At 70.1% G+C, this 17,174-nt stretch carries 11 protein-coding genes and 1 pseudogene; 11 read left to right on the top strand and 1 reads right to left on the bottom strand.

Annotated features, from left to right (window positions below; all coding sequences use genetic code 11):
- Positions 1-438: 438 nt before the first annotated feature.
- The 11 genes from AOK11_RS25445 to AOK11_RS25395 all read left to right on the top strand — a co-directional run bounded on the left by AOK11_RS25445 (position 439) and on the right by AOK11_RS25395 (position 16,823).
- Complete coding sequence (locus AOK11_RS25445; protein WP_055596060.1) at positions 439-3,087, top strand: valine--tRNA ligase; 2,649 nt, start codon at positions 439-441, stop codon at positions 3,085-3,087.
- A gap of 352 nt (positions 3,088-3,439) precedes the next feature.
- A complete protein-coding gene (gene folC, locus AOK11_RS25440) occupies positions 3,440-4,981 on the top strand; it encodes a bifunctional tetrahydrofolate synthase/dihydrofolate synthase (RefSeq protein ID WP_055596059.1) in 1,542 nt (513 codons plus the stop codon).
- Between the two features lie 6 nt (positions 4,982-4,987).
- Positions 4,988-5,338 (top strand): DUF4233 domain-containing protein, encoded by a 351-nt coding sequence (locus AOK11_RS25435; protein ID WP_055596058.1) that lies wholly within the window; start codon positions 4,988-4,990, stop codon positions 5,336-5,338.
- A gap of 70 nt (positions 5,339-5,408) precedes the next feature.
- Positions 5,409-5,822, top strand: coding sequence for a nucleoside-diphosphate kinase (gene ndk / locus AOK11_RS25430; RefSeq protein WP_055596057.1), 414 nt, complete (start codon positions 5,409-5,411; stop codon positions 5,820-5,822).
- Between the two features lie 529 nt (positions 5,823-6,351).
- Positions 6,352-7,371 carry a rod shape-determining protein gene (locus AOK11_RS25425; RefSeq protein WP_055596056.1) on the top strand — a complete coding sequence of 340 codons (1,020 nt, stop codon included), beginning with the start codon at positions 6,352-6,354 and terminating at the stop codon, positions 7,369-7,371.
- 200 nt (positions 7,372-7,571) lie between these two features.
- Positions 7,572-8,513, top strand: coding sequence for a rod shape-determining protein MreC (gene mreC, locus AOK11_RS25420; protein WP_055596055.1), 942 nt, complete (start codon positions 7,572-7,574; stop codon positions 8,511-8,513).
- A 13-nt stretch (positions 8,514-8,526) separates the two neighbouring features.
- Positions 8,527-9,192 (top strand): rod shape-determining protein MreD, encoded by a 666-nt coding sequence (mreD, locus tag AOK11_RS25415; RefSeq protein ID WP_055596054.1) that lies wholly within the window; start codon positions 8,527-8,529, stop codon positions 9,190-9,192.
- Positions 9,193-9,442: 250 nt separating this feature from the next.
- Positions 9,443-11,836, top strand: coding sequence for a penicillin-binding protein 2 (gene mrdA, locus AOK11_RS25410; protein ID WP_055596053.1), 2,394 nt, complete (start codon positions 9,443-9,445; stop codon positions 11,834-11,836).
- Positions 11,833-13,035: a rod shape-determining protein RodA gene (gene rodA / locus AOK11_RS25405; protein ID WP_055596052.1), complete on the top strand. Its 1,203-nt coding sequence runs from the start codon at positions 11,833-11,835 to the stop codon at positions 13,033-13,035. The genes mrdA and rodA overlap by 4 nt, the downstream gene beginning before the upstream one ends.
- Positions 13,036-13,172: 137 nt before the next feature.
- Positions 13,173-14,741, top strand: a complete 1,569-nt coding sequence (locus AOK11_RS25400) for a CYTH and CHAD domain-containing protein (RefSeq protein WP_055596051.1) — start codon at positions 13,173-13,175, stop codon at positions 14,739-14,741.
- Between the two features lie 117 nt (positions 14,742-14,858).
- The gene (locus AOK11_RS25395; protein ID WP_055596050.1) at positions 14,859-16,823 is read left to right on the top strand and encodes a TIGR03960 family B12-binding radical SAM protein; all 1,965 of its coding nucleotides are present in this window, start codon (positions 14,859-14,861) and stop codon (positions 16,821-16,823) included.
- Between the two features lie 73 nt (positions 16,824-16,896).
- Here AOK11_RS25395 and AOK11_RS25390 read toward each other — a convergent pair.
- A pseudogene (locus AOK11_RS25390) lies at positions 16,897-17,174 on the bottom strand (ion transporter); the annotation flags it as partial.

Genomic DNA, 17,174 nt, shown 5'->3' with positions numbered 1-17,174 from the left:
CCCCCCGCAGGCTCCGCCGCCCGGCCAGCCCGGGTACGGCTACCCGCCCCAGCCCGGCCAGGGTGTCCCGCCGCAGCAGCCCCCGTACGGCCAGGCCCCGTACGGGGGCTGCTGCGGCGGGACACCCTGGCCGGGCTGGGGCGGGTAGCCGTACCCGGGCTGGCCGGGCGGCGGAGCCTGCGGGGGGTAACCGTAGCCGGGCTGCGGAGCCTGCGGCTGCTGGCCGTAGGGACCCGGCTGACCGTACGGTCCGGGCTGCTGGGGCTGCCCGCCGTACGGGCCCGGCTGGTTGTGGCTCATTTTCTGGGTTCCCCTCCAGAAGCTTATGTGTCGCTGACATCCTGTCTCAGCTCCGGCGTGATCAGTCCGCCGGGGGGTGCACCGTTACAAAGGAATCGCGTTTCGGGACTGGGCCGTGACACCTCTAAACTGAGGCGCGTGACCGAGAACTCTCAGCAGCCGCAGCCGCCCACCTCCGAACTGCCGACCCAGTACGCGCCGGCCGACGTAGAGGGGCCGCTGTACGAGCGCTGGGTGGAGCGGGGCTATTTCGAGGCGGACGCGAAGAGCGACAAGCCCCCGTACACCGTCGTCATCCCCCCGCCGAACGTCACGGGCAGCCTGCACCTCGGCCACGCCTTCGAGCACACCCTCATCGACGCCCTGACCCGCCGCAAGCGCATGCAGGGCTTCGAGACGCTGTGGCAGCCCGGCATGGACCACGCCGGCATCGCCACGCAGAACGTCGTCGAGCGGGAGCTCGGCAAGGAGGGCAAGTCCCGGCACGACCTCGGCCGGGAGGCCTTCGTCGAGCGGGTCTGGCAGTGGAAGGGCGAGTCCGGCGGCCAGATCTCCGGGCAGATGCGCCGCCTCGGCGACGGCGTCGCCTGGTCGCGCGAGCGCTTCACCATGGACGAGGGGCTGTCCCAGGCCGTCCAGACCATCTTCAAGCGGCTCTACGACGACGAGCTGATCTACCGCGCCGAGCGCATCATCAACTGGTGCCCGCGCTGTCTGACCGCCATCTCGGACATCGAGGTCGAGTACCAGGACGACGACGGCGAACTCGTCTCCATGAAGTACGGCGACGGGGACGACACCATCGTCGTCGCCACCACCCGCGCCGAGACGATGCTCGGCGACACGGCCGTCGCCGTCCACCCCGAGGACGAGCGGTACAAGCACCTGATCGGCAAGCTCATCACGCTGCCGCTGACCGAGCGTTCCATCCCGGTCGTCGCCGACGAGCACGTCGACCCCGAGTTCGGCACCGGCGCCGTCAAGGTGACCCCGGCCCACGACCCGAACGACTTCGAGATCGGCCGCCGCCACGACCTGCCGTCCCTCACCGTGATGGACGAGCACGCCGTCATCACCGTCCACGGCCCCTTCCAGGGCCTGGACCGGCTCGAGGCCCGCTCCGCCATCGTCGCCGCGCTGCGCGCCGAGGGCCGGATCGTCGCCGAGAAGCGGCCCTACGTCCACAGCGTCGGCCACTGCTCGCGCTGCAAGACCACCGTCGAGCCTCGGCTGTCCATGCAGTGGTGGGTCAAGGTCGGCCCGCTGGCGAAGGCCGCCGGCGACGCCGTCCGCGACGGCAGGGTCAAGATCCACCCGCAGGAGATGGAGAAGCGGTACTTCGACTGGGTCGACAACCTCCACGACTGGTGCATCTCCCGGCAGCTGTGGTGGGGCCACCGGATTCCCGTCTGGTACGGCCCCGACGGCGAGGTCGTCTGCGTCGGCCCCGACGACGAGGCGCCCAGCGGCGAGGGCTGGCACCAGGACACCGACGTCCTCGACACCTGGTTCTCCTCCGGCCTGTGGCCCTTCTCGACGCTGGGCTGGCCCGAACAGACCGAATCGCTCGCGAAGTTCTACCCGAACTCCGTCCTGGTCACCGGCTACGACATCCTCTTCTTCTGGGTCGCCCGGATGATGATGTTCGGCCTGTACGCGATGGACGGCACCCCGCCGTTCCACACCATCGCCCTGCACGGCATGGTCCGCGACCAGTTCGGCAAGAAGATGTCGAAGTCCTTCGGCAACGCGGTCAACCCGCTGGACTGGATGGACAAGTACGGCAGCGACGCCCTGCGCTTCACGCTGGCGCGCGGCGCCAACCCGGGCGTCGACGTGCCGATCGGCGAGGACTGGGTCCAGGGCTCCCGCAACTTCGCCAACAAGATCTGGAACGCGACCCGCTTCGCCCTGATGAACGGCGCGACGGTGGACGGCCCGCTGCCGGACGCGTCGAAGATGTCGTCCACCGACCGCTGGATCCTCTCCCGGCTGAACTCGGTCGTCGCCGAAGTCGACGCGCACTACGACGACTTCCAGTTCGCCAAGCTGTCCGACGCCCTGTTCCACTTCGCGTGGGACGAGGTCTTCGACTGGTACGTCGAGCTGTCCAAGACGACGTTCCAGGCGGGCGGCGAGCCGGCCGAGGTCAGCAAGCGGGTCCTCGGCGAGGTCCTGGACGTCACGCTGCGGCTGCTGCACCCGGTGGTCCCGTTCGTCACCGAGACGCTGTGGACGACGCTGACCGGCGGCGAGTCGGTCGTCATCGCCGACTGGCCCAAGGCTGTGTCCGTTCCTGGTGCTGACGCACCGGGCGGATTCCGGGACGCCGGCGCCGAGCGGGAGATCGAGACCCTCCAGTCCGTCATCACCGAGGTCCGCCGCTTCCGCGCCGACCAGGGCCTGCAGCCCGGCCAGCGGGTCCCCGCCCGGCTCTCCCTCGACGGCTCGGCGCTCGCCCCGCACGAGGCGGCGATCCGGCAGCTGCTGCGCCTGCAGCCGGAGGGCGACGCGTTCACCGCGACGGCGACCCTGCCGGTGGCGGGCGTCGAGGTCGCCCTGGACCTGTCCGGGGTGATCGACTTCGAGGCGGAGCGCAAGCGCCTCACCAAGGACCTCGCGGCCGCGCAGAAGGAGCGCCAGCAGGCGGAGGCCAAGCTGGGCAACGAGGCGTTCCTGGCGAAGGCCCCCGACCACGTGGTCGACAAGATCCGTACGCGCCTGGCCAAGGCGGACGAGGACATCGCCCGCATCGGGGCCCAGCTGGAGCGGCTCCCGAAGGCCTAGGGCCTCTCGTTCGGATCGGATCGGATCGGGCCGGGCTCGCGGGGTCCGGCACCGCGCCTCGCCGCGTTGTCGTCGGTCCCCAGGGCTCCTTCCCCAAGCTCTCGACTCCGCTCGAGCAGGGGAGACCCCACTCGGCTCCCTCCTCCGCCTTGCGAGGCACGCTCCCCCAAGTTCTCGGCTCCGCTCGAACAGGGAGGGGCCCCCAGGACCCCGCTCCCTGATCCGGCCCGATCCGAACGAAAGACCCTGGCCCCCGGCCGCCCCACGTCCTCGAAAGCCCCCGGAGCCCGAGCGGTTCCGGGGGCTTTCGGCTGCCGTGGGGCGGATGCGGGCGGATACGTAGACTGGCCCCGTGAGCGACCTCCCCCCGAACGGCAACCACGACGACCCCGACGACCGGCCGGACCCCCTCTACCCTCTCGATCCCTTCGAGGAGATCGTCGAGGCGGAGACCCACCGGGACCCCGACCTCGCGGTGATCGAAGCCGGCAGCCGCACCCTGCGCACGCAGGGCGGCCCGCCCGAGTCCGACGTGCCCGCGCGGCCACAGGACCCCGAGGTCGCCCAGGCGCTGCGGGAGGTCGAGGGAGAGCTGGCGACCCGCTGGGGCGAGACCAAGCTGGAGCCGTCCCTCGACCGGGTCGCCGCGCTGATGGACGTCCTGGGCGAGCCGCAGCGCGCGTACCCGTCGATCCACATCACCGGCACCAACGGCAAGACGTCCACCGCCCGCATGATCGAGGCCCTCCTCGGCGCCTTCGAACTGCGCACCGGGCGCTACACCTCGCCGCACGTCCAGTCGGTCACCGAGCGGATCAGCCTCGACGGCGCGCCGGTCTCCGCCGAGCGGTTCGTGGAGACGTACCGGGACATCGCGCCGTACGTCGAGATGGTCGACGACCGGCAGGAGCACCGGCTGTCCTTCTTCGAGGTGCTCACCGGCATGGCGTACGCGGCCTTCGCCGACGCGCCGGTGGACGCCGCCGTCGTCGAGGTCGGCATGGGCGGCAGCTGGGACGCCACCAACGTGATCGACGCCGGCGTCGCCGTGGTCATGCCGATCGACCTCGACCACACCGACCGGCTCGGCACCACGCCCGCCGAGATCGCCGCCGAGAAGGCCGGCATCATCAAGCCGGGCGCGACGGTGATCATGGCCCAGCAGCCGGTCGACGCGGCCCAGGTGCTGCTGAGGAAGGCCGTCGAGACCGACGCGACCGTGGCCCGGGAAGGGCTGGAGTTCGGCGTCGTGGCCCGGCAGGTCGCCGTCGGCGGCCAGCAGGTGACCCTGCGCGGCCTGGGCGGCGAGTACCCCGAGGTGTACCTGCCGCTGCACGGCGCCCACCAGGCGCACAACGCCGCCGTGGCGCTCGCCGCCGTGGAGGCGTTCTTCGGCGTCGGCGCCCAGCGCGCCGAGCCGCTGGACATCGACACCGTCCGCAAGGCCTTCGCCGCCGTCGCCTCCCCGGGTCGGCTGGAGGTCGTACGCCGGTCGCCCACCGTCGTGCTGGACGCCGCCCACAACCCGGCGGGCGGGCGGGCCGTGGCCGGGGCGATCGGGGAGGCGTTCCAGTTCAGCCGGCTCATCGGCGTGGTCGGCGCGAGCGGCGACAAGAACGTGCGCGGGCTGCTGGAGGCCTTCGAGCCGGTCTTCGCCGAGGTCGTCGTCACGCAGAACTCCAGCCACCGCGCGATGGACGCCGACGAGCTGGCGGGGATCGCCGTCGAGGTGTTCGGCGAGGACCGCGTCCAGGTCGAACCCCGGCTGCCCGACGCGCTGGAGGCGGCGATCACGCTCGCCGAGGAGGAGGGCGAGTTCACCGGCGCCGGTGTGCTCGTCACCGGTTCCGTCATCACGGTCGGCGAGGCCCGACTGCTTCTGGGGAAGGACTGAGACCCCGTGCGTACACTCTGCGCGTCGACCCTGATCGGCGAGTTCTTCCTCATCGGTTTCGCCGGACTGGTCGCGATGAAGGACCCGGACCTGACGATGGGCACCGTGTGGACGGTCTGCGGCATCGCCATGTTCCTGTCCGTGGCACTGTGCGGGATGATCACCCGCCCCGGCGGCGTCGCCCTCGGCTGGGCCCTGCAGATCGCCCTGATCGCCTCCGGCGTCGTCGTCCCGATGATGTTCGTCCTGGGCGCGCTGTTCGCGGTGCTGTGGTGGGCCTCGGTCCACTACGGGCGGAAGATCGACGAGGCGAAGGCCCGGTTCGCCGCCCGCACCGATCAGCCTGACGCTGCGTGACAGGCGCAGAACCCTGCCCGGTAACCTTCAGAGAATCCCGCACCACCCTTGAAACATAAGGAGCTCCGCCGTGACCCAGCGCACCCTCGTCCTTCTCAAGCCCGACGCCGTCCGTCGTGGCCTGACCGGCGAGATCATCAGCCGCATCGAGCGCAAGGCCGGCTGGCAGCTCACCGCGCTGGAGCTGCGCACCCTCGACCAGGACACGCTGGAGCAGCACTACGGCGAGCACAAGGGCAAGCCTTTCTACGAGCCGCTGATGGAGTTCATGGCCTCCGGCCCGGTCGTGGCGATGATCGTCGAGGGTGAGCGGGTCATCGAGGGCGTGCGCCAACTGGCCGGCCCGACCGACCCGGTCGCCGCGGCCCCGGGCTCGATCCGCGGGGACTTCGGTGTCATCGTCCGGGAGAACCTGATCCACGCCTCCGACTCCGAGGAGTCCGCCGAGCGCGAGGTGAAGATCTTCTTCCCGGGCCACGTCTGACGGTCGCGGGCACCACCGTTCGTATCGGCCGTTCGTGTCGGCCGTTCGTGTCGCCGCGCCCGCCGATCACCGCGTGCGTGACGACCGGGCGTATCGACCGGGCGTATCGAACGCCCGCGTAGGTCTACGTGGCGTAACCGCCGCGCATAACGAACGCGTACAACGGTTGCCTACAACACGCGTACGACAAGTGGTGCGAAGGCCACGCGCGACGATCACCCGCCCAGGCCGTGCATAACAATCGCATAGCGGCCATGGGCTGCGGTTTTGGCCGCCTGGCGACGGTCTGGGGGCTTTGCCCCCAGACCTTTTCGACATGCGAGCGGCGTTCGGGGGAACGAGTGCCCCCGATGGCCCGTCTCCACAAGCAACGGGACCCGCCATCTGATGACAATGGCGAAGACCCTCGCGCCGTGTTCGCGAAGGCGCGTCTACGATGGAAGCCTTCGCGTCACCGCACCCACCTCGCCTACCTGAAAAGCCCTCAAAAGCCAGTGGGAAGGCCAGACGAATCCTCATGGGGAACTCTATGTCGTTCATCGGCCGTGACATGGCTGTCGACCTCGGGACCGCCAACACGCTGGTGTACGTCAGGGGTCGCGGAATCGTACTCAATGAGCCGTCCGTCGTCGCGATCAACACCAATACCGGTGGCATCCTCGCGGTCGGGTCCGAAGCGAAGAAGATGATCGGGCGCACCCCCGGCAACATCGTTGCCGTCCGTCCGCTGAAGGACGGCGTCATCGCCGACTTCGAGATCACCGAGCGGATGCTCCGCTACTTCATCCTGAAGATCCACAAGCGGCGGCATCTGGCCCGCCCGCGGGTCGTCGTCTGCGTGCCCTCCGGCATCACGGGTGTGGAGCGCCGTGCCGTCATCGAGGCGTCGTCCCAGGCCGGCGCCCGCCAGGTGCACATCATCGAGGAGCCCATGGCCGCGGCCATCGGTTCCGGCCTGCCGGTCCACGAGGCCACGGGCAACATGGTGGTGGACATCGGCGGCGGCACCACGGAGGTCGCGGTCATCTCCCTCGGCGGCATCGTCACCGCCCAGTCCATCCGGGTCGCGGGCGACGAACTGGACAACGCGATCATCCAGCACATCAAGAAGGAGTACTCCCTTCTGCTGGGTGAGCGCTCGGCCGAGCAGATCAAGATCACCATTGGTTCGGCGTACGACCTCGACACCGACGAACACACCGAGATCCGCGGCCGGGACCTTGTCTCCGGGCTGCCCAAAACCGTGGTCATCTCCGCCGCCGAAGTCCGCAAGGCGATCGAGGAGCCCGTCAACTCGATCGTGGACGCCGTCAAGACCACCCTCGACAAGTGCCCGCCGGAACTGTCCGGCGACATCATGGACCGGGGCATCGTGCTGACCGGCGGCGGCGCTCTGCTGCGCGGGATGGACGAGCGGCTGCGCCGGGAGACGGGCATGCCCATCCACATCGCCGAGGACCCGCTGGACAGCGTGGCGCTCGGTTCCGGAAAGTGCGTCGAGGAGTTCGAGGCACTCCAGAAGGTGCTGGACGCCCAGCCGCGCAGATGACACAGCTCTTCGATTCCGCCGTACGGGACGATCTCCTCTCGTACGGCGGATCGTTGATATAGAGACATGAGCTCCACCCATACTTTTTTGACAGTTCCCGTAGACCCCCGGATTCCTGACCACCTCTGACGACCCCTTACGACTCCTGAAGACTCCTGTTCTCGCTACCCGTTTCGACGAGGAAGGCACGGCCGCCGCACGTGAGGGACACACGAGAGAGCCGGCTGCTCCTGGTGCTGCTGATCACCACCGCTTTCGCACTGATCACGGTGGACATCCGCGGCGGAGAGGATTCACCGGTCGACGGTGCCCGGCAGGCCGCGGCCACGGTCTTCGGCCCGATCGAGAACGGAGTGTCCGGCGCGGTCGACCCGATCGGCAACGCGGTCACCGCAGTCCGTGACTCCGGCGACCGGAACGACCGGCTCGCCGAACTCGAGCGGGAGAACACCGCGCTCAAGGCCGAACTCGGCAGCGACGACCGCAACCGCAGCAGAACCAAGCAGCTCGACAAGATGCTGAAGGTCGCCGGCCAGGGCCAGTACGGCATCAAGGGCGCCCAGGTCATCGCCATAGGAGCGGCCCAGGGCTTCTCCTGGACCATCACCATCGACGTCGGCGCCGACGACGGCATCGAGCGCGACATGACCGTCCTCAACGGCGACGGACTCGTCGGCCGGGTCACCACCGTCGGCCCGCACACCGCCACCGTGCTGCTCGCCAACGACCCCGACTTCACCGTGGGCACCCGCATGGAGGCCGGCGACGAACTCGGTTTCGCCTCCGGCCAGGGCGACCGGCCCCTGCGCGTCGAACTCCTCAACGGCAAGGCCGAGATCAAGAAGGGCGACCGGCTGGTCACCTTCGGCTCCCAGGCCGACAAGCCGTTCGTGCCCGGCGTCCCCGTCGGCACCGTCTCCCGCGTCGACCCCTCCGGCGGTGACCTCACCCGCACCCTCTACGTCACGCCGTTCGTGGGCTTCACCAAGCTCGACATCGTCGGCGTCGTCGTCCAGGCCCCGAAGAAGGACCCGCGCGACACGGTGCTGCCCAAGAAGCCGAAGCCCACACCCACGCCGACCGTCACGGTGACCGTCACCCCGTCAGCCCCGGCCGGCGGCCAGGACCAGCAAGAGCAGTAGGAGCTGTCACCCCATGCGCGTCAACCGGATCCTGCTCTCCAGCTCGCTGATCGTCGTCGCCCTGATGATCCAGGTGAGCGTCCTCGCCCGCCTCCACCTCCCGGGTGCCGTTCCCGACCTGCTCCTCCTCACCGTCCTCGGCCTCGCCCTGGTCTACGGTCATGTCGGCGGCGCCCTCATCGGCTTCGGCGCCGGGCTCCTCGCCGACCTCGCCCCGCCCGCCGACCACGCCGTCGGCCGCTACGCCCTCGTGCTGTGCGTCATCGGCTACCTCGCCGGGCTGGTCAAGCCCGAGTCCGGCCAAGTGAGATCGGCGACCGGCCCCATGGCCGTGGTGGTCGCCGCCGCGGTCGGTTCCACCCTGCTCTATGCCGGCGTCGGTGCCCTCGTCGGTGACACCGCCGCCCGCCATGTCGGCCTCGGCGGGCTGCTCTTCAGCGCCGCCCTGTACGACCTGCTGCTCGCCCCGTTCGTCGTTCCCGGTGTCATGGCCCTGGCCCGCCGCGCGGAGAACGATCCGCTCGCCGAGAACAACTCCGCCAAGTCCGCGGACCTCGCCTCCGGCTGGAGCGCCGGCGGCACCGGGCTGCGCATCGGCGCCCAGCGGGGCCTTCGCGCGAAGGCGGCGCGGGCCCGGGTGGCCCGCGCGGGCCGCATCAAAGGGGTGAAGCGGCTGTGACCTCGCGGGACTTCACCGGAAAGGGTGAACGGCGGCGGAACCCCGCCGGGCGGCCCCGCCGTTCATCACTCGCACACGCAGCGGTCGCACACGCAGCGGTCGCACACACAGCACTCGCACACGCAGCGGTCGCACACGCAGCGGTCGCACACACAGCAGTCGTACACGCAGCACTCGCACACGCAGCGGTCGCACACGTATCACTCGTACACGCACCGTCGTACGCGCACGGAGAGGGGGAGGAAGCCGCGTGACCAACATTCCCGAGACCGGGCGCAGCACACGGGTCCAGATCCGGCTCGTCGTCATCCAGGTCCTCGTTCTCTCCCTCCTCGGCACCCTCGGCGGGCGCCTGTGGTACCTCCAGATCCGCGAGGGCGCCGAGTACGCCAAAAAGGCCTCCGGCAACCACGTCCAGCAGGTCGTCCAGCCCGCGGTCCGCGGCTCCATCCTGGACGCCCGCGGAGTGGCCCTCGCCGACAACGAGACCCGGCTGGTCGTCTCCGCCTCCCGCACCGACCTCATGAAGATGCGGGACGACGGCAAGGCGGTCCTCACCAAGCTCGCCGGTGTCCTCGGCATGCCCGCCAAGGAGGTCATCGAGAAGGTCCGGCTGTGCGACGCCAAGACCCCCCAGCCCTGCTGGAACGGCTCGCCCTACCAGCCCATCCCCATCACCGACGAGGCCACCGCCAAGCAGGCCCTGCAGATCCGCGAGCGCACCGAGGACTTCCCCGGCATCACCGCCGAGCCCCAGGCCGTACGCCGGTACGCCGCCCCCGGGCAGGCCAACACCGCCCAGGTCCTCGGCTACCTCTCGCCCGTCACCGACGAGGAACTCCAGAAGGCGCAGGACACCGAGTCGCCGTACCTGCGCTCCGACCAGGTCGGCCGCTCCGGCCTCGAGCGCGAGTACGACAAGGAGCTGCGCGGCAAGGCCGGCGTCACCCGCTACGAGGTCGACAACCTCGGCCGGGTCATCGGCGAGGCCGAGGCCGACGCCGCCGAACCCGGCGCCAACCTCGTCACCAGCATCGACGCCCGTGTCCAGCGGATCGCCGAGTACGAGCTGAACGAGGCGATGAAGCAGGCCCGCAAGGAGATGGACCGCAACACCAACCGCCTCTACGAGGCCGACTCGGGCGCCGTCGTCGTCATGGAGGCCAAGACCGGCCGGGTCGTCGCGATGGCCTCCAACCCGAGCTACGACCCCAACGCCTGGGTCGGCGGCATCTCCGGCAAGGACTACGCCAGCCTCACCGGCAAGGACTCCAACTACCCGCTGCTGAACCGCGCCATCCAGGGCCAGTCGGCACCCGGCTCCATCTTCAAGGTCATCCCGACCGCCGCCGCGGTCAACGCCGGGTACTCCTTCAACGGGCCCTACGAGTGCTCCAGCTCGTACTCCATCGGCGGCCAGGTCTTCAAGAACTTCGAGTCCCAGAGCCACGGCGCCATCAGCCTCGGCCGTGCCCTCGAGGTCTCCTGCGACACCGTCTTCTACCGCCTCTCCCACGAGGAGTGGAAGCGCGACGGCGGCAACAAGCCGAAGAAGAACGCCAAGGACTGGTTCTACAAGACCTCCCACCAGTTCGGTCTCGGCGAGCTGACCGGCATCGACCTGCCCAACGAGGTCACCGGCCGCGTCCCCGACCGCCAGTGGAAGCTCGACTACTGGAAGGCCAACAAGGACGCCTGGTGCAAGTCCGGCAAGAAGGGCGGCAGCTACGTCGAGCAGATCGCCTACGAGAACTGCCTCGAAGGCAACCGCCTGCGCGCCGGTGACTCCGTCAACTACTCCATCGGCCAGGGCGACACCCTCGTCACCCCCATCCAGATGGCCTCCGTCTACGCGGCCCTCGCCAACGGCGGCACGCTCTACCGGCCCACCGTCGGCAAGGCCGTCATCAGCCCCGACGGCAAGCGGGTCACGAAGATCGAGCCCGAGGCGCAGAGCAAGCTGCCGGTGACCAAGAAGACCCTCGCGGAAATAGACGGAGCCCTCGAGGGAGTCGCCACCCGCGGTACGGCCGCCTGGCGGTTCGGCGGCTGGCCGCAGGACGAGATCCCGATGCACGCCAAGACCGGTACCGCGGAGGTCTACGGAAAGCAGACCACCTCCTGGTTCGCCACCTACACCAAGGACTACTCGGTCGTCATGACGATCGCCCAGGGTGGTACCGGCTCCGGCGCCTCGGGCCCCGCCGTGCGCAACATCTACAACGCGCTGTACGGCGTCTCCCCGGACGGTGTCATCGACGAGAAGAAGGCACTGCTGCCCACCCCGCAGAAGACGCTGCCCAAGGTCAGGACGGACGGCACCATCGTCTCCCCGAAGATCTCCAAGGACCCGGCCAAGGATCAGCGGGCCGCCGAGGAGGACGAGCAGGCACCCGCCGACGGCCAGGCCCAGGACCAGGACCAGGACGCGACCACGACCACGCCCCCGCCCGCCAACCGCGACACCCGCCGCCGCGACGCACGGCGGGGCGGCGCACGGCGGGGCGGTGGCAGACGGGGCGACCGACCGTCCGGTGACGGACGGACGGGCGACGGACGCCAGGAGGACGGACGGCCGGCCGGCGGGCGTCGGCGCGGCGCCCTCCGGGCGCGCCGCGCGGCAGGCCGGAGGGCGACGACATGACCGGCGGAGTCAACAGCTTCCACGTCTCCGGATACGGGCCCGAGCGGGCCGGCTGGACGCGGCTCTTCGCCCGCGACTCCCTGGCCCGGCGCCTCGACTGGCCGATACTGATGGCCGCGATCGCCCTGTCGCTGCTCGGCTCCCTCCTGGTCTTCTCGGCGACCCGGAACCGCACCGAGATCAACCAGGGCGACCCGTACTACTTCCTGGTCCGGCACTGGCTGAACACCGGCATCGGCCTGGCCCTGATGATCGCCATGCTCTGGCTCGGCCACCGCGCCCTGCGCACCGCCGTGCCGGTCCTCTACGGTCTCTCGGTCATGCTGATCCTGCTGGTGCTCACTCCACTGGGCTCCACCATCAACGGCGCCCACTCCTGGATCAAGCTCGGCGGCGGCTTCTCCATCCAGCCCTCCGAGTTCGTGAAGCTCACGATCATCCTGGGCATGGCGGTGCTGCTCGCCGCCCGGGTCGACGCGGGCGACAAGCCCTACCCCGACCACCGCACGGTCCTCCAGGCACTGGGCCTGGCCACCGTCCCCATGCTGATCGTGATGCTGATGCCCGACCTCGGGTCGGTCATGGTCATGGTCGTCATCGTGCTCGGCGTGCTGCTCGCCTCCGGCGCCTCCAACCGGTGGGTCTTCGGGCTGATCGGCACCGGCGCGATCGGCGCGATCACCGTCTGGCAGCTCGGGGTGCTCGACGAGTACCAGATCAACCGCTTCGCCGCCTTCGCCAACCCCGAACTCGACCCCGCCGGCGTCGGCTACAACACCAACCAGGCCCGCATCGCCATCGGCTCCGGCGGTCTCACCGGCTCCGGGCTCTTCGAAGGCTCGCAGACCACCGGCCAGTTCGTGCCCGAGCAGCAGACCGACTTCGTCTTCACTGTCGCCGGAGAGGAACTCGGCTTCGTCGGGGGCGGGCTCATCATCGTCCTGCTCGGCATCATCCTGTGGCGCGCCTGCCGCATCGCCCGCGACACCACCGACCTGTACGGCACCATCGTCGCCGCCGGCATCGTCGCCTGGTTCGCCTTCCAGTCCTTCGAGAACATTGGCATGACCCTCGGCATCATGCCGGTCACCGGTCTGCCCCTGCCGTTCGTGTCCTACGGCGGTTCGTCGATGTTCGCGGTGTGGCTGGCCGTGGGCCTCCTGCAGTCGATCAGACTGCAACGCCCGCTGTCCGCGTGACCCGGCCGGGCCGACCGACCCGGCCGGCCCGGCCAACTCGGGCCCCAGGCATCCTCGTCCGTCGTCCGCCCCGGTTTCCCCGGCACCGGCCGGGGAAACCGGAGGGTGAGACCACCGGCGACGAGTAGATTCGGGTCATGGCGGACACAAAACGAGAAGTCGAGCGAAAGTACGAGTCCGGCGACAGCGGACTCCCCGACCTGACCGGTGTCCCCGGTCTCGAGTCCATCGTCGACCGGGGCGTGGCCCACCTCGACGCCCTCTACTACGACACCGCCGACGAACGCCTCGCCGCCGCCTCCCTCACCCTCCGCAGGCGCACCGGCGGCTCCGACGCCGGCTGGCACCTGAAGTTCCCCGTGGCCCCCGGAGTGCGCGACGAGATCCACGCCCCGCTCTCCGACACCGTCCCGGAGAGCCTCGCCCGGCTCGTCCGCTCCCGTGTCCGCCACGCCGAACTGAGCCCCGTGGTCCGGCTGCGCTCCGACCGGGACCTGCGCCACCTCCTCGACGGCGCCGGCCGGCTCCTCGCCGAGATCAGCGTCGACACCGTGCACGCCGAACGTCTCACCGGCGAGGGCGGCACCGCCCGATGGACCGAGATCGAGGTCGAACTCGCCGACGACGGCGACCCCGCCTTCCTCGACAAGATCGACAAACGGCTTCGCAAGGCGGGCGTCCGCCCCTCGAAGTCGCCCTCCAAACTGGCGCGGGCCCTCGCCGAGACCGCACCGCCCGTGAAGGCGCACCTGATCGAGGAATCCGCCCCCGCGCCCGCGATCGCACCGACCGCCGCGCCGAAGCGGAAGCACAGGACACGGCCGGTCGGCACACCCGTCACCGCCGGCGACCACGTCCTCGCCTACGTCCGCGCCCAGCGGGACGCACTCGTCGAACTCGACCCCGCCGTACGCCAGGGCGTACCCGACTCCGTACACCGCATGCGGGTCGCCACCCGCCGCCTGCGCAGCACCTTCCGCTCCTTCCGGTCCGTCCTGGACCGGAAGACCACCGACCCGATCGGCGTCGACCTGAAGTGGCTGGCCGCCGAACTCGGTCTGGAGCGCGACCAGGAGGTACTCGCCGAGCGCCTGCTGTCGGCCTTGGACGAACTGCCCGACTCCCTCGTCCACGGCCCCGTCCACGACCGGCTGACCACCTGGGCCGAGGCCGGCCACAGCGGAGCCCACAGCGAGGTCACCGCCGTCCTCGACTCCCGCCGCTACCTCACCCTGCTCGACACCCTCGACACCCTGCTGGCCGACCCGCCCTTGCGGAAGAAGGCCGCCGGCGACCCGGACAAGGTGCTCGCCAAGGCCGTGAGCAAGGACCTCGCCAAGGTGGCCGCCCTCGTCGCCCGGGCCCGGGACCTCCCGCCCGGCCACGACCGCGACGTCGCCCTGCACGAGGCCCGCAAGAAGACCAAGCGCACCCGCTACGCCGCCGAGGCCGCGGGACCGGCCCTCAAGGCCCCCGCCAAGGACCTGGTCAAGAGCATGAAGGAGCTCCAGAGCCTGCTCGGCGACCACCAGGACAGCATCATGGCCCGCCGGACCCTGCGCGAACTGTCGGCCGTCGCCCACGCGGCGGGGGAGAGCGCCTTCACCTACGGCCTGCTCCACGGACACGAGGAACGCCGCGCGGAGATCGTCGAGGCGGCACTCCCGGAAACCTGGACGTCCGTCAGGAAGAGCACCGACTTCTGAGCGGTCCACCGCCCCGGCCCGACGTGCGGGGGGATCTCCCCGATCGGGTTAGGCTGGATGGTCACCCGCCCCCAGCCCCGGCCGGGGGGACCCCAGCCCGCACACAAAGGTTCCGAGATGCCTGCCGAAGCCGCCGAGTCTGTGTTCCCACAGCTCGAAGCTCTGCTCCCGCATGTGCAGAAGCCGATCCAGTACGTCGGCGGAGAGCTCAACTCCACGGTCAAGCCTTGGGACAGCTGTGACGTCCGCTGGGCGCTCATGTACCCCGACGCGTACGAGGTCGGACTGCCCAACCAGGGCGTCATGATCCTCTACGAGGTGCTCAACGAGCAGGACGGCGTCCTCGCCGAGCGCACCTACAGCGTCTGGCCGGACCTGGAGGAGCTGATGCGCGAGCACCGCGTCCCCCAGTTCACGGTCGACAGCCACCGCCCGGTCAAGGCCTTCGACGTGTTCGGCCTGAGCTTCTCCACCGAGCTCGGCTACACCAACATGCTCACCGCCCTGGACCTGTCCGGCATCCCGCTCGAGGCCAAGGACCGCGGCCTGGACGACCCGATCGTCATGGCCGGCGGCCACGCCGCGTTCAACCCCGAGCCGATCGCCGACTTCATCGACTGCGCGGTCATCGGCGACGGCGAGCAGGCCGTCCTCGAGGTCACCCGGATCGTCCGCGCCTGGAAGGAGGAGGGCCGCCCCGGCGGCCGTGAGGAACTCCTCTTCCGCCTGGCAAGGACCGGCGGGGTGTACGTCCCGGGCTTCTACGACGTCGAGTACCTCCCCGACGGCAGGATCGCCCGCGTCGTGCCGAACAGGTCGGGCGTCCCGTGGCGGGTCGCCAAGCACACGGTGATGGACCTCGACGAGTGGCCCTACCCCAAGCAGCCCCTCGTCCCGCTCGCCGAGACGGTCCACGAGCGCATGTCGGTGGAGATCTTCCGCGGCTGCACCCGCGGCTGCCGCTTCTGCCAGGCCGGCATGATCACCCGCCCGGTGCGCGAGCGCTCCATCACCGGCATCGGCGACATGGTCGAGAAGGGCCTCAAGGCCACCGGTTTCGAGGAGGTCGGCCTCCTCTCCCTCTCCTCCGCCGACCACTCGGAGATCGGCGACATCGCCAAGGGCCTCGCCGACCGCTACGAAGAGGACAAGATCGGCCTCTCGCTGCCCTCCACCCGCGTCGACGCCTTCAACGTCGACCTGGCCAACGAGCTGACCCGCAACGGCCGCCGCTCCGGCCTCACCTTCGCCCCCGAGGGCGGCTCGGAGCGCATGCGCAAGGTCATCAACAAGATGGTCTCCGAGGACGACCTGATCAGGACCGTCGCCACGGCCTACGGCAACGGCTGGCGGCAGGTGAAGCTCTACTTCATGTGCGGCCTGCCCACCGAGACCGACGACGACGTCCTCCAGATCGCCGACATGGCGATGAACGTCATCCAGAAGGGCCGTGAGGTCTCCGGCTCGGGCGACATCCGCTGCACGGTCTCGATCGGCGGCTTCGTCCCCAAGCCGCACACCCCCTTCCAGTGGGCCCCGCAGCTGTCGGCCGAGGGGACGGACGCCCGCCTGACCAAGCTGCGTGACAAGATCCGCGGCGACAAGAAGTACGGCCGCTCCATCGGCTTCCGCTACCACGACGGCAAGCCCGGCATCATCGAGGGCCTGCTCTCCCGCGGCGACCGCCGCGTCGGCGCGGCCATCCGCGCGGTCTACGAGGACGGCGGCCGCTTCGACGGCTGGCGCGAGCACTTCTCCTACGACCGCTGGATGCGCTGCGCCGACAAGTCCCTCGCGCAGTTCGGCGTGGACGTCGACTGGTACACCACCCGCGAACGCGCCTACGAGGAGGTCCTCCCCTGGGACCACCTCGACTCCGGTCTCGACAAGGACTGGCTCTGGGAGGACTGGCAGGACGCCCTCGACGAGACAGAGGTCGAGGACTGCCGCTGGACCCCGTGCTTCGACTGCGGCGTGTGCCCTCAGCTCGACACCAGTATTCAGATCGGACCGACGGGCAAGAAGCTGCTCCCGCTGACGGTCAAGAACACGGCGCCCGCTCCCAGCGGTGCGACGCCCTGAGCCGTTCGGTGGGCCCGCTCCGGAACATCGGAGGGGCCCACCGGCGTTCGCGGCCTGCGGCGGGGGTGCGGTGTTACGGGTGTGCCGTGTCGGGTGCGGGTGCGAGGGCCGGCTCAGGTGGGTGAGTGGTGAGGAGGGGTGGGAGGGCGGCTTCCAGGTCGTCCAAGGCCCTTCTGGCGACGGCGATGCGGGTGCGCAGGTCCGCATCGAGGTTCGGGGCCGGGGCCGGGAGGGGCATCGGGGCGGGGGCGGACGGAGTGCCAGGAGTGGGGGAGTGTTCGCGTTCCAGTTCGCGGGCCTCCTCCAGGGAGCTGATGACGACTCCTATGAGGACGTTGACCAGGACGAACG

This window comes from Streptomyces hirsutus (assembly GCF_001418415.1).
In the GTDB taxonomy this organism is placed as follows: Bacteria; Actinomycetota; Actinomycetes; order Streptomycetales; family Streptomycetaceae; genus Streptomyces; species Streptomyces hirsutus.
This window is presented reverse-complemented; position numbering and strand designations above follow the sequence as displayed.

Excerpts from the sequence above, each read along its gene's own strand:
- mreD (WP_055596054.1), top strand. The coding sequence starts at position 8,527 with ATGCGCGTCAACCGGATCCTGCTCTCCAGCTCGCTGATCGTCGTCGCC.
- AOK11_RS25425 (WP_055596056.1), top strand. The coding sequence starts at position 6,352 with ATGTCGTTCATCGGCCGTGACATGGCTGTCGACCTCGGGACCGCCAAC.
- AOK11_RS25400 (WP_055596051.1), top strand. The coding sequence starts at position 13,173 with ATGGCGGACACAAAACGAGAAGTCGAGCGAAAGTACGAGTCCGGCGAC.
- AOK11_RS25395 (WP_055596050.1), top strand. The coding sequence starts at position 14,859 with ATGCCTGCCGAAGCCGCCGAGTCTGTGTTCCCACAGCTCGAAGCTCTG.
- rodA (WP_055596052.1), top strand. The coding sequence starts at position 11,833 with ATGACCGGCGGAGTCAACAGCTTCCACGTCTCCGGATACGGGCCCGAG.